Source organism: Mucilaginibacter sp. NFR10, assembly GCF_900100445.1.
Classification (GTDB): domain Bacteria; phylum Bacteroidota; class Bacteroidia; order Sphingobacteriales; family Sphingobacteriaceae; genus Mucilaginibacter; species Mucilaginibacter rubeus.
In genome coordinates this window covers 125,792-138,552 of sequence record NZ_FMTV01000001.1, presented here as the reverse complement: position 1 = coordinate 138,552, position 12,761 = coordinate 125,792, and the positions used below count along the sequence as shown (strand labels likewise).

Here is a 12,761-nt window from a genome sequence, read left to right as displayed (position 1 = left end):
AGTTACTGAATATCCGATTTTAGAAGGTTTAGGATTTCAAATTTTCGAATGTGTAATGTCTTAAAACCGCCCACTGTTTTCACCAAAGATCATTAAACCATAAGAAAACAGGGGGCGTTCTTCGGGCGGGCGATAGCCCGCCGCCGGGCATTTAAAAAACAAGGGGGATTGCTCCCCCTTTTATGATTAATTGTAAATCAGGGCATCACTACCATGTACCGCAAAATCACGGCAAAGATTAAAGGCATTTTGCGCCCGTTGTTTGGCCGTGCCGTCCATGATAGATTTAAACTTAGCTTCATCACTTTTGAAACTGCGCACGTTTTGAAAATATCCTGTTACGCTATTATAAGCACCAAACACCGTTCCGGCTGTGGTTTCCATCTGCTGGGTCTGGCTACCTAATGCGTACTCGAACACGTTATCAACTATATTGGTGTAGTGGGTAGATAGCAAATCTAATTTACCCTCGGCTAAGTTTTCTAAAACCTCTTTATTAGGTGCCATTGCAATCTGTATCAATTTTTTAACCTCGGCATCGGAAATACGCACCTTAGCCCACTGATTAAATAAACCCTCCATTTCACCGCCTAAAGATTTGCTGATACCCATAAGTGTATGGGCTTGTTTTAAGCGTTCGGTAGCGGAGGCGGTATGACGTATTTTAATTGCCCCTGAATGGTTATTCATAGCAGCGTTTAGTGTGTTGTTGCAAACTATCCTAATCGGTGTAAAAGCTGCGGTAATGCTTCCTAAACCATCGTGCGTAGTTGTCAAAAACAAATACTGCTCTATCCAGTCCTTTACACCAACACGGATATAATCGGGCAATTTAGCGGTAATAAACACCCGCTCACCGTTTCCCAATGCCCCTGCAGTTTCGTATAAAATACCATCGCCACCGCCTACGATTTCATCAAAGAACGAAAATGCATCACGGTTTTGCACTACTTCATAATCGTTGCCAACTACACCTAAAACCTGCTCGGTATCTGCCCGAACGGTTGCAAAAAAATTAGGCACTTCTATTTCGGGGATCATTATATCATCGCTACCCTCCCCTAAATGGTTGGCGGTATCATAGGTAAACAAAGGACGTTTTTCGACAATATAATCCAAACCCGCGTGCTGTATCGCCTCGCTACTAGTTGGGTAACGGTCTATAGTTTGTCCTAACCCGTGCCAGGCTTTTTCTTTTACACTCATAAAGCTGTTTTTGCCTGTTTTTTGATTAAAATTTATTTGATGTGCCATGATGTTAATTTTTAGTTTTTAAGTCAATTATTTGCGTTTCAATAACCTGTACATTTTCGGTGCTGCCAATGGTGTAATCCGTTTCGGCTTGCAGTTCGGCAATAGCATCGTGTATGCTTTGGTAACTGGTTTTAATTTTCACTTTCACCAGTAAAAAAATCGTGTCCTCCATTGCTTTAAAATTGGTAGGTATTCATAAAATCACTTAGTTCTAACTGAAACCTTGCGGGGTTCTCTTTCGCTAATGTTTCGGCGTAACCATCCCAAAATATTTGGTTGGTCAGTTCTACAAATTGCTCGTACATAGGAATTGCTGTTTTTTGTGAAACCATAAAAAAAATGCTCACCATCCCGATAGCTTTCGGGATGGGAGCATATTCTGTTTAAGCATTGGGGAAAATGATGTTTGCTTCTATTTCGGCCAGTTTTTCGTGGCAGGCATCGAAAATGAATTGTGAAACCATGCGGATTAAGTTCGGCGTATTGGTGACAAACTCCCGGCCTTTATCATCTTTGATAATCAGTTTGCAACCCTGATAAGGGTTATTTTCCAGTTCGTCGTTTTCCTCAATCAGTTTCACCTCAAAATCTTCCAGTAATTTGATACGGGATAATAAGGTGATGCGCTGAATGCTTAGGCGGTGCAAACCCTCCACCGATTTTAAGGTTTGCTCTAAGTTCAAAGCGAACTTTTTAGGCTCGGCTTTTACTTCGTCGGCTTTAACGGTTGCTGCTTTCGCTTCATCTGCTTTTACTTCTTCGGTTTTGGCGGGTTCTGATTTTGGCTCGTCTATGCCTTGTCCTTTGGTAAAAGGCGCAACGTTAGCGGGTTGGTTATCCACTGTAGCGGGGCTACTGGTCTCAACCTCGGCTGGGTTGGTTTTCTCAACTTGCGAAGTTTGGGCAGGTGTTTGATTTTTAGCGGTTTCATCTTGTTTGGCTTCCTTTCCTGTAAGGCTTGGGCGGTTTTCGATACGGTTAACTGTTTGGTTGCTTTTTGCTGCTGCACCTTGTACACCGTTTGCATTTTTTTCTGCTGTTTTCATTTTTTGAATGATTTAAAAGGGTTAAAAATTTGATTTTTTGTTTCCCTCTTTTCCCGAAGACTTTCCCTGAAAAGCTATTTTTCAAAAGAAAAAACGGTAAAAAAGAAAGTCAAAAAGGCGGTCGTAAAGCACGGGCGGGAGAACTATAAGTCCCGAAGGGTGGCCGCAGCGCAGCGAAGGACATTATGCGTTCGTACGACCGGGCTGACCGATCTTGACGCCGCTTTTGTCCGTTTTCTTTGGAAAATAGCATCTTAAAAGCATCTGATATTTTAGCAGTCTATTAAGTGCAGAGTGAAGGCAAGCGAAGCTTTTCCCAGCGTAATGAAATGTAGCGGGTAAACGAGTGAAGTCCTGAAAGATGCTCTTAATGGGAGATTCGAGCCCGTTTATTAAAACCGAATGCTCTTGCCGCGTAGCAAAAGTGCAGTAGTGAATTTGATAAGTATGCTATAATTCTGCAAGGGATTGGAGTGGCATCCTTTTCATCGAAAAGATATAGCGTAAAGCCCGTCCAAGGGGCAGCCATATGTTAACGTCCTTTAATTAAAATACCGATAATTATACCCACTATAATGGCAACAATAATCGCTGTCCAATTAACAGATGATTTATTTTTCAGTTCGTTAAGCTGGTTTTTGTAGGTATTTATCTGCTCATTCAAAAGACCAATCCGCTCTGTCTGTATTTTTTGATCTCCTGCCAATTGCGTATTAAGCACGTTTATCTTTTCCTTGTAAACCTGTTCTAAATCACCTAAAGTCTTCAATCTTAGTTCTTCGTTGGCTTTTAATTTTTCATTCAGGTTATCAATTTGCGTTTGATAATTAGCAGTAAGCTGCGTTTTCACTGATTCAATTAGTTTGGCTTTAGAATTTTCTAACTCTTCAACAGTATGATTATAAACATCATTTAAGAATTGTCCTAATTCAGAAGGCGTAATAAATGCTTTGTCAGCTACTTTCTGCAATAAAGTATTGTCGTCTTTGTGTCCGATGGCGGTAATAAATAAAGGCCTAAGGCCTGCGGCCTTTTCTGCGATCGTTGGCCGGTTAAAAATCTCCAGGTTGTCGCCACCGCCGCGCGATACCGCTATTAGACCGTAATTTTCATTTTCAAGGCGGTCAAGTGTAGTGATGATTTCTTCTTCCGAACTAAGGCTGATCCGGTGAAAACTTAAATCATAAAATCCTATAGATTCCCTTAACTGATGTTTGATATCATTATCGATGATGCCTGTTTTTCCAATAATAACACCTATTTTGAATGGTTCCTCCTGAATAATTTTTTCTTTAAGCCAACTATAAACGTCACGATAACCAGTTACAGCCTTACGCTGCATTAATTCAATTTTTTTTAAATCTTCATCATTGTATTTGTTTTGGGTTTGTTCAACCAGGTCTGTAACCGTTAGCTGTATTTGAATGCTTCCGGAAGTATTAATAACTCTGCGAGTCACAAATCCATTTACGGTTATCGTTTTATTTGGCTGTAACTCGTTTCGTATCAATGGAGGGACTAAGATCGTGATTGCAGCATCGGAAGCTTCGTCCCGAAACGTATCATAATAATATCCACTATATTGATTGCCTTTGCCCTGAACATAAATTCCTTTAAGCTGTACAATGCGCTTAGTTTGATTGATGGATATAGAATTGTTAAACAGGTTTAACACCGCCGCCGGCGAATAGGTTATTATAACTGAGTTTTCAATTTCCATCTACTACAAAGGTAGAAATAACCATTATTTTGAGCGATTCTGAAATAGATGCACGATATTAAAAAATATTAGTACATAAATCAGCGTGACTTCAAAGGAAAATTAATCAGTGTTGCACCTCATGTTTAATACCTTGAGAAAATAAGTTCAGCGGCTACATTTATACAGGCAGTTTATTGAAATCAAGCCTTTATCAATTAGTCATGCATTTGAACCAGTCGTTTAAAAAAGACTTTACAAACTTAATTGTTATTGATTTCCTCGCATTCTAATAATTCAAAATTCTTGTAATCTTCCTCAAGTACTTTAGTGCCTAACTCACTTAGCAATTCGAAGGTTGCCAAATGGCATCTTTTCAATTTTTTTTTTCTACCGCAAAGACACATTTCATTGCGGCCAGGAATTTTTTTTTCTAAAATTGCTTTAATGAATCGCTTTGCATCTCCCTTTTTTGACAAATTCAATGTCTCCGAATAGTATTGTTTTACCCCTTCAAAACGATGATCATATTCCTCACCAGCGTAGTCTTGGCGGGACAGGCGATGTAATTGGTTTGCGAAATACGGATATACCTTTTCATGCATAAAGTTTGCCAGGCGCATCCCTCGCTTAAATGCCAATTTCAAATTGTGCGGTATATCTAGGCAACATTGACCATGTTCAGAAATATGCCAGGCTTCTGTTCGTGGTATAATGCTGGTTATCTCAAATACGTCTGGTACATGGACAGGATAGGGATTTGGTACAATGATCAGGACTTCGAAAGTATCCCAGTAAAGCCCAGTTGCGTCACAAATGTCCAACTGACCTGAGATAACCCAGCTTTTATACTTTTCATTCAGGGAATAGCGGAGCTTAGGATATAAATTACTGATAGCAGCAAAATCCTTTTCAAAAAGTGAAGGCTTGTTAAAAATCATAGTAAGGCTTGCTCTTCACGGCTATTGGTGCTAAATTATTAGAGTTGGCGTAAACCGCCGGGGCCTGTTTTCTTTTAAGCTGAATGTTGCCGTAAAAATCAGAAGCGATATAATCTTGCTTTTTTAAAAACTTCAGCCAGTCGAAATCATGTTGCGTATATCTAAACCCTTTTTTCGGTATCTCGAAAATGTAGCGATCTGCTTCTTTGCCGGTACGCAGGCAAACGGGAGAAAAAAACTCCTGCAACAAGGCAGCTTCCTTTTTGATGTGATCGCCTATGACTATTCCGTTACTCACGGCGTTGGCCTGCATCTTTGAGGCTAAATTAGTGTGCAAACTGAATGTTGTCACTTCACTGATTTCGCCTATTCCCGCCATAGCCCAAACGACATCTTCATCATAGCCAAGATCAACGCCTATGCGCGTGTATATCTGCTCAATTCCTTGTTCTTCAAACACTTCTTTAAGGTCATGTTTAACAAAATAGGAATAAATACTGGCAAATTGTAAAGCCCGGTTAACCGCGTCCTTGATAGACATGTTCTTACCGCCGAAGTAGGCAAAGAGCCCGTCTCCTTGTAAACGATGTACGTAACCGCCAAATATCAGGGCGGTATGTATAGCTGCACGCTGTATCGCGTTATTGATAACAAATACAGTAGCCGGCTCATAACGACCGTAAAGTTGCGTTGAGCGCCGTACATCAACGAACATAGAAACGATGTAATGTTCCTCGGTATCTTCCGTATGTTTTAAATGTGCAAAATCAGGATGGGAACCCAATTTTTGTGTAAAATCCGGCTTCAAGCCTACCATGTCTGCAAATTGTTCCAAACTCGGCAACAACCTTTTTTCGGGCACCGCCTCGTTCAAAGCCTTTAGGTTGATTTTATTCCTGACATTGCCACCAGCAAGTTCGCTGTATGTCCGGGTCTGTCCATCTGCCGCAATCGCTTTGCGGATAGGTTGCAGGTAATCCTCATAGATGTTCATGGGGTCTTCTTTAAATTATATATTAGGGTGATTAAAAGCGGAACAAATAGGATGAACTGAGCAGTAAAAAGCCAGCCGGCCCAACGCAAACGCACAAATTTAGATTTTAAACCAGTCGCCAGATCATAGACCTGGTTACGCAGATCGGTCAAGTCATCTTCCCCGCTGGAGGCTTGGGATTTGTTAATAAATGTTTCCCGTCCCATATCGGCTATGCACCCGAAATATAACAGAGACTTCTTTTTGCTATCAAGAAACGGGGTAGAAGCAAGAATTACTAAAATCATAATGGTAACGCCTAATCCGATCAATACTATCATGAGTAAGTGTATACACCAGCCACATTCCACAGCTGTAATGATTGGTGAGTAAGCTGTTGCCAAGCCCCCGACAATAAATGTGCTTAGCGCGAGAAATACGCCACATTTACTATTGACACTATTATAGTAAGTATCAAAACGTTGCATATTAAATTGTAATCTTTCCTTCTCCATAAAACAAAGCCCAACTGTAGGCTTGAGAACAAAAGTATAGGAGCAGCACGCACTGTATATGCGTGCTGCTTTTTTTCTTATATTTATTTGATTTTAATTTATAAACCTTGCCTGTCAACCTAAATATACTGGCGCGTATCAGGGTGATCAACGATTGCCTTTGCCACAGAAAAGAAAAATATTGGTCAAAAGAAAAGTTGGCCGAAGAAATCCGTGAACTGACTCAGCTTCCGTGTTCGACCCGTACCGTTATTGCGGATATTCGGCTAATGCGGCAGAGCAGCTTGTTGGAGTATCATGCTCCAATTGAGCATTCCAAAGCAAATGATGGCTACTACTATACGGACAGTACCTATTCCATAGATAAATTGCCGCTTTCCGCCAATGATATAAAATCTTTAAAGCTGGCGGCCTCTACATTGAACCAATACCGGAACGTGCCCTTGCTTAGTGAATTAGTGACTACGATCGGCAAGGTAATAGACGTGGTAGAAAAAGGTAAAATTAGGGAAGGCTCAATTTTTGAGTTTATAGATTTTGAACGTACACCGCTAGCCTCCGGAATGGAGTTTATGGATCAGTTGACTGACGCCATTCAACACCAAAGATGCCTTAAGCTCAGTTATCAAAAATTTGGTGCGAAGCCCGAGAAATTCGATATCCATCCCTATTTACTGAAAGAGTATCGCAATCGCTGGTATGTGATTGCCTACAACGAGCAAAAAAAGGATATGCGAACCTATGGACTTGATCGGATCGTTTCTTTATCGACAACCGCTTGTGAATACAACAAAGGTTTCGCAGTTGATCGTGATTATTTAAGCGATTGCATCGGCATCAATTTAGAAGATCAGTTAGTAGAGGATATATTACTTAAATTCATTCCTTCCGAAGGCCATTATTTAAAAACGCAGAAAATGCACCGGTCACAGGAAATTATTTCCGATGACAAAGATGGCCTGGTGATCCAGTTGCGCCTGATCGTCAATTTTGAATTGATCGGTATCATCTTGGGCTATGGTGCGAAAGTGACGGTGATTGCACCTTTACACCTGAAGAAACAAATTGTTAAAATCTCTAAAAAGATCCATAACAACTACCCTGAACTGAATGAGCCTTTAACTTTCACCGATGAATCCTAACCGTTACCTGACCAAGTCCCGCTTCAAGTTAGCGCTGGAATGTCCCACTAAACTATTTTACACCGGTAATAAAGCCTATCCGGACCAAAAACTTAACGACTCTTTTTTGGCAGCGCTTGCAGAAGGCGGCTATCAAGTGGGCGAATTGGCCAAATGCTATTTCCCTGGAGGGGTAGAAATAAGGGAATTAGATTACGCGACAGCGCTAGCCAAAACTGATGCCCTAATGGCGCAAGAGGAGGTGACTATTTACGAGGCCGCTTTTTTATTCGAGAACCTTTTTATCCGGGCTGATGTGCTGGTCAAAAAAGGTAATCGCCTGGAACTTTACGAGGTAAAAGCCAAATCTTTTGATCAAGCAAATGATACACTTACCAATACCAAAGGCATCGTCACTAAATGGAAGCCATATGTCTATGACGTTGCCTTTCAAAAATACGTAGTCCAATGCAGTAAACCGGGTTATGATGTCCGGGCCTACCTGATGTTGGCAGATAAAAGCAAACGCGCTACGGTCGACGGCCTGAACCAACTGTTTATGCTAAGTGAGGACGAAAATGGTCGTAGGTTGATCCTGCAAACTGGAGATGTTTCACTCGCAGCATTGGGTGAACGCCTATTGTGTGCAGTTAATGTTGATGACATTTGTAACAAACTTTTCGAAGATAAGCCCTTCGAGGCGGATGATCCAAAGACTTTTAAGCAATGGGTGCACTTTTATGCAGACAATTACCAAGCTGGAAATGTGATTCAGGGCAAACTGTTGGGCCGATGCGGTAAATGTGAGTTTCACGCGACCCAGGAAGAAGAAGCTTTAGGTTTAAAGAGTGGTTTTAAAGAATGCTGGCAGCGTGCCGCGGGTTTTACGATGGATGACTTTGCGCGCCCGCATATTTTGGAACTTTGGGACTTCAGGAAAAAGGACAATTATTTCGCCGATAAAAAATACTTTTTAGCCCAACTTTCGCGTGCCGACCTGGAAGCTGAGAAAGTGAAGCCACATTTAGACTCGGGCTTGAGCCGGGTAGATCGGCAATGGTTGCAAGTCACGAAATCCGCGGAGACCAGTCCGGAAATCCACTTTGACAAAGATGGTTTAGAGGAAAAATTCGCAGGGGTTGTTTACCCTTTGCACTTTATTGATTTTGAAACTAGTGCGGTTGCTATTCCGTTTAACAAAGGCCGTCGACCTTACGAACAGGTCGCCTTTCAATTTTCTCATCACTTGTTGCATGAAGATGGTCGGCTAGAGCATAAAGACGAGTGGCTGGATGACCAGCAGGGCCGCTTTCCTAACTTTGATTTTATACGCCAATTGAAGTTAGCCCTGGAGGGTGATAAAGGTAGTATCTTTCGGTATTCCAATCATGAGAATACTGTATTGAACAAAATACATGAGCAGCTTCATTTATCAGAAGAGGCGGATAGAGATTCACTTTGCGCCTGGATAAAAACCATTACCCATTCAACTGGTGACAACACCCTGAAATGGAAAGGCGACAGAGATATGATTGATTTATGGGATTGGGTAAAAAAATACTATTTCGCAGCGGAATGCCGTGGCTCTAATTCTATTAAACAGATATTGCCTGCAATCTTAAATAATAGTGATTTTCTAAAAGAAAAATACAGCCAACCTATTTACGGCCAGAAAATTCCGAGTTTGAATTTTAAAGACCAAACGTGGATAAAACTTGATGAACAAGGCAAAGTGGTAAACCCCTATAAACTGCTGGACCCAGTATTTGCTGGCGTAGACCAAGAGTTGCTGGATTCGATGATCATGGACGAAACGGCCGAGATTAATGAAGGTGGTGCGGCGATGATGGCTTATTCCCGTATGCAGTTTACACAAATGGGTGATGTAGAAAGAGCTAAGATTAGAAAATCTTTATTACGTTATTGTGAACTGGATACACTGGCTATGGTCATGATATGGGAAGGTTGGAAAGCTATGCTAAACTGACACACTATTACGATAATTGAATAATAGTTAGGCTGCCTTAATTAGATATTTTTCGCAATTCTTCATTAATAACATGTAATTCCGCGTCCGCAAAATTTGAGTTCATTAGTTGTCCATAGTTACCAGATTGTTCCTTCGTAACGTATCCCTTAAACATACCATCAACCGTAACCATAAAACAAGGGCCTTTTTCACCAGGTATTTTTTTTAAGTCGAATTGTAGTTCTACCTGTTTGTTAGCAATTTCACAGTTCATTTTAAATCGTTCGTTCATAATTTTTAATTGATAACAGGGTTTTCTAATATTGGCAGCTTTGCAAACTTTAGCACTTCAATGCTGGCAAAGCCGTATTCTTCAACCACTTTTCCGTATAATAAATAGCATCCAGCGCCGGTAAACGGGTATTCTTTGGTTGTATTTGGAAAATGTACAGTATCAAAAAAGTTTCCTTCCACATCAAGGAAGGAACCAAACCACATGAGTTTATCCGTTTTTGTTTTAACTGTCTTTTCGCAAACATACCAGCCAACCATTTTTACTTGCTGGCCGATATGATTAATCAGGTCATTCGCATAGACCTCACCTCGATAATCGGTTTGAAGCAAATCGAAACTGGTCATGGTTACAGGGAAACCAAGCAGTTCAAGTTCATGGTAAGTATCTTCCAGCGACGTATTTACTAAAACTGGCAGGCTGTAATTTTTAGGCTCAATTGCAAATAGTTCAACATCATTGGTCACTTTAACTTTCGCACCCATTAAGAGGTGAACTTCCCAAAGCAGCGCTTTTTTACTTTTGCCTGTAAATCGTAAAGCCCCCACACGAATTAATATGATGGCTTGCTCTAAGCCGATGCCAGTTCGTTTAATCAAATCTTCTAAGTTTTGGTATGCGCCGTTTTCCCGCCGTTCCTCGGGTATCAAATTGATAAATGCTTCGTTTAAACCGTGCACTCCAACAAAACCAAGGTAAACGTCAACGCCTTGAATGTTGACGATGCTATCACTATGGTTAACACAAGGCAGGTGGATAACAGCTCCTGCTTTTTTTAATTCATGGATATAAAGATACCGTGCATAAAAACCGCCGTAATTGTTAAGTACAGCCACCATAAATTCCCTTGGATAATAAGTTTTTAAAAACAAACTCTGATAGCTTTCTACCGCGAAACTGGCCGAGTGCGCCTTGCTGAAGCTGTAGCCAGCAAATGATGATACTTGCCGCCATACTTCGGCTACTACGTCATCAGGCCGGCCAAGTTTCTTTGCTTCTTCAAAAAAACGTTCGACGAGACGGTCGAACTCTTTTTTTGAACGATATTTTCCGCTCATTCCGCGTCTTAGTATATCGGCGTCTGTACCATCCATGCCGGCGAAGTGAATACAAATCTTGATCACATCCTCCTGATAAACCATCACCCCATACGTTTCCTCCAGTTGCTCCTTCATTACGGGGTGCAGATAATTGACAGTTTCGGGAGCATGATGGTATTTGATATAAGTGCCCATCATGCCTGAACTTGCTACTCCTGGCCGGATAATAGAACTGGCAGCGACCAACGTTAGGTAATTGTCACATTCCAATTTTCTAATTAACTGCCGCATGGCCGGAGATTCTATATAAAAGCACCCTATAGTGTTACCACTTTTAAGCTGAGCATTTACCTTCGGGTCTTTCATGAAAACCTTTACCTGGTGAATGTCAATTTTGCGCTGCTGATTTTCTTCAACCAATTGAACAGCCATTTTGATATGACCAATACCTCGCTGACTTAAAATATCGTATTTATCAAAACCAATTTTTTCAGCTTCGTACATATCCCACTGAACGGTTGGCATTCCTTTAGGCGGTAGGTCAAGGGCTGTATAATAAGTAATAGGTTCTTCGGTAATCAATACACCGCCTGCATGTATGGAACGCTGGTTAGGCATGTTCGACATACGTTCGTAGATGGCAGTGATCTTTTTGAAAGTTGGGTTATTACGGTTAGCCGCGGCTTTACGGGAATCTGTAAAGCTGTCAATCTCTGCTTTGGGTAAACCCATTACTTTCCCAATTTCTCTGATTATACTTCGATCTTTAAAGGTTGACATTGTGCCCAGCAAGGCCGTATGTAAATTGCCATATCGTTTAAAGATATAATCCTGAACATCCTCCCGTTCATCCCACGAATAGTCAATGTCAAAATCGGGTGGCGAAGTTCGCTGTGCATTTAAAAAGCGTTCAAAGTATAAGTTTAGCTCTATAGGGTCTACATCTGTTATTTTCAGGCAGTACGCAACTATGCTATTTGCCCCTGAACCTCGCCCTACATGATAATAACCCTGCGAAGAGGAATAACGGATAATATCCCAGGTAATCAGAAAGTAAGCACAAAAATCCAGTTCATCAATCACTTTCAACTCATGTCTGACTTTTTTAAGCGCTTCTTTATTGCTCTTGCCATAACGATATGCCAACCCGCTCATTGCAAGCTTTTCAAGCAATTCCCTGTCGTTCTCTTTATTACCCGTAAATGTTCGCCGGTTGAGGTTGATGCGACCTTTAGGATAATCCATCACACAACTATTCATCAAGTTGCGTGTATTATCTAAAATAAAAGCATATTGAGCATATTTAGCTTCCAACTGGCCTGGTAGTAAAAACATATCAGTAGGTGCGCATTTATCGGCTGGCTTAACCAGTGTAAGCACTGTATTCAAATCAATGCTTCGCAGGTATTCATGTAATCGATATTCAACCTTATCGAGCACAAAAACCGGCTGTAAGGCCAGCAGTTTTTTTTTAATCAGGCTTAAATCTCTGCCGTAAAGTTTATTCAATTCATCGTAGCGAATACCCAGGTACTCATTAGTTCTTAATTCTTTATTGTAACTATAGGGATAAACAGTGTAAGCATTTTTGAATAATGGAGCTGTTTCCGGCAAAGGCTTTTTTTCAAGGTTATGTTCACTTAAAAACTCATTCAGTTCACGCATACCCTCTCTATTTTGCGCGATGCCGATATATAGCAAGTGTTTTTCTCTGCGAAATTCTATACCTGCTATAGGTTTTATTTCACGTTCATCACACTCCCGCATGAATTCCATAACACCAGTAGAATTATTGATATCAGTCAATACCATTTGGGTTATACCACGCGCAGCCGCCTCATCTACTAATGTAGGGATTGACATCGTGCCATAGCGAAGGCTATATTGGGAATGGACGTTCAGATACATAAC

At 41.0% G+C, this 12,761-nt stretch carries 12 protein-coding genes; 2 read left to right on the top strand and 10 right to left on the bottom strand.

Going from position 1 to position 12,761, the window contains the following annotated elements; translation table 11 throughout:
* Positions 1 to 186: 186 nt before the first annotated feature.
* The 8 genes from BLP33_RS00610 to BLP33_RS00585 all read right to left on the bottom strand — a co-directional run bounded on the left by BLP33_RS00610 (position 187) and on the right by BLP33_RS00585 (position 6,428).
* Positions 187 to 1,254, bottom strand: a complete 1,068-nt coding sequence (locus tag BLP33_RS00610; RefSeq protein ID WP_090523683.1) for a DUF932 domain-containing protein — start codon at positions 1,252 to 1,254, stop codon at positions 187 to 189.
* A gap of 4 nt (positions 1,255 to 1,258) precedes the next feature.
* Positions 1,259 to 1,426 (bottom strand): hypothetical protein, encoded by a 168-nt coding sequence (locus BLP33_RS27270; protein ID WP_175489878.1) that lies wholly within the window; start codon positions 1,424 to 1,426, stop codon positions 1,259 to 1,261.
* A gap of 4 nt (positions 1,427 to 1,430) precedes the next feature.
* The gene (locus BLP33_RS27760; protein WP_256382327.1) at positions 1,431 to 1,559 is read right to left on the bottom strand and encodes a hypothetical protein; all 129 of its coding nucleotides are present in this window, start codon (positions 1,557 to 1,559) and stop codon (positions 1,431 to 1,433) included.
* Positions 1,560 to 1,637: 78 nt separating this feature from the next.
* Complete coding sequence (locus tag BLP33_RS00605; RefSeq protein ID WP_090523680.1) at positions 1,638 to 2,300, bottom strand: hypothetical protein; 663 nt, start codon at positions 2,298 to 2,300, stop codon at positions 1,638 to 1,640.
* A gap of 532 nt (positions 2,301 to 2,832) precedes the next feature.
* On the bottom strand, positions 2,833 to 4,020 hold the full coding sequence (locus BLP33_RS00600) for an exodeoxyribonuclease VII large subunit (RefSeq protein ID WP_090523678.1): 1,188 nt from the start codon (positions 4,018 to 4,020) through the stop codon (positions 2,833 to 2,835).
* Between the two features lie 242 nt (positions 4,021 to 4,262).
* Complete coding sequence (locus BLP33_RS00595) at positions 4,263 to 4,940, bottom strand: YecA family protein (protein ID WP_090523675.1); 678 nt, start codon at positions 4,938 to 4,940, stop codon at positions 4,263 to 4,265.
* Positions 4,930 to 5,934, bottom strand: coding sequence for an adenylate/guanylate cyclase domain-containing protein (locus BLP33_RS00590; RefSeq protein WP_090523673.1), 1,005 nt, complete (start codon positions 5,932 to 5,934; stop codon positions 4,930 to 4,932). The genes BLP33_RS00595 and BLP33_RS00590 overlap by 11 nt, the downstream gene beginning before the upstream one ends.
* Positions 5,931 to 6,428 (bottom strand): Pycsar system effector family protein, encoded by a 498-nt coding sequence (locus BLP33_RS00585; RefSeq protein ID WP_090523670.1) that lies wholly within the window; start codon positions 6,426 to 6,428, stop codon positions 5,931 to 5,933. Before BLP33_RS00585 ends, BLP33_RS00590 begins: the two co-directional genes overlap by 4 nt.
* 107 nt (positions 6,429 to 6,535) lie before the next feature.
* On the opposite strand from BLP33_RS00585, the gene BLP33_RS00580 reads away from it, so the two are divergent.
* Together BLP33_RS00580 and BLP33_RS00575 are read left to right on the top strand one after the other, a co-directional pair.
* Positions 6,536 to 7,570, top strand: a complete 1,035-nt coding sequence (locus tag BLP33_RS00580) for a helix-turn-helix transcriptional regulator (RefSeq protein ID WP_090523668.1) — start codon at positions 6,536 to 6,538, stop codon at positions 7,568 to 7,570.
* A complete protein-coding gene (locus tag BLP33_RS00575) occupies positions 7,560 to 9,536 on the top strand; it encodes a DUF2779 domain-containing protein (protein ID WP_090523665.1) in 1,977 nt (658 codons plus the stop codon). The genes BLP33_RS00580 and BLP33_RS00575 overlap by 11 nt, the downstream gene beginning before the upstream one ends.
* Before the next feature lie 37 nt (positions 9,537 to 9,573).
* Here BLP33_RS00575 and BLP33_RS00570 read toward each other — a convergent pair whose 3' ends face one another.
* Both BLP33_RS00570 and BLP33_RS00565 read right to left on the bottom strand, forming a co-directional pair.
* Positions 9,574 to 9,810, bottom strand: a complete 237-nt coding sequence (locus tag BLP33_RS00570; protein ID WP_090523662.1) for a hypothetical protein — start codon at positions 9,808 to 9,810, stop codon at positions 9,574 to 9,576.
* A gap of 5 nt (positions 9,811 to 9,815) precedes the next feature.
* A complete protein-coding gene (locus tag BLP33_RS00565) occupies positions 9,816 to 12,758 on the bottom strand; it encodes a DNA polymerase III subunit alpha (protein WP_090523659.1) in 2,943 nt (980 codons plus the stop codon).
* Between the last annotated feature and the right edge of the window lie 3 nt (positions 12,759 to 12,761).

Coding starts and splice junctions, on each gene's coding strand:
- BLP33_RS00610 (WP_090523683.1), bottom strand. CDS start 1,254: ATGGCACATCAAATAAATTTTAATCAAAAAACAGGCAAAAACAGCTTT.
- BLP33_RS27270 (WP_175489878.1), bottom strand. CDS start 1,426: ATGGAGGACACGATTTTTTTACTGGTGAAAGTGAAAATTAAAACCAGT.
- BLP33_RS27760 (WP_256382327.1), bottom strand. CDS start 1,559: ATGTACGAGCAATTTGTAGAACTGACCAACCAAATATTTTGGGATGGT.
- BLP33_RS00605 (WP_090523680.1), bottom strand. CDS start 2,300: ATGAAAACAGCAGAAAAAAATGCAAACGGTGTACAAGGTGCAGCAGCA.
- BLP33_RS00600 (WP_090523678.1), bottom strand. CDS start 4,020: ATGGAAATTGAAAACTCAGTTATAATAACCTATTCGCCGGCGGCGGTG.
- BLP33_RS00595 (WP_090523675.1), bottom strand. CDS start 4,940: ATGATTTTTAACAAGCCTTCACTTTTTGAAAAGGATTTTGCTGCTATC.
- BLP33_RS00590 (WP_090523673.1), bottom strand. CDS start 5,934: ATGAACATCTATGAGGATTACCTGCAACCTATCCGCAAAGCGATTGCG.
- BLP33_RS00585 (WP_090523670.1), bottom strand. CDS start 6,428: ATGGAGAAGGAAAGATTACAATTTAATATGCAACGTTTTGATACTTAC.
- BLP33_RS00575 (WP_090523665.1), top strand. CDS start 7,560: ATGAATCCTAACCGTTACCTGACCAAGTCCCGCTTCAAGTTAGCGCTG.
- BLP33_RS00570 (WP_090523662.1), bottom strand. CDS start 9,810: ATGAACGAACGATTTAAAATGAACTGTGAAATTGCTAACAAACAGGTA.
- BLP33_RS00565 (WP_090523659.1), bottom strand. CDS start 12,758: ATGTATCTGAACGTCCATTCCCAATATAGCCTTCGCTATGGCACGATG.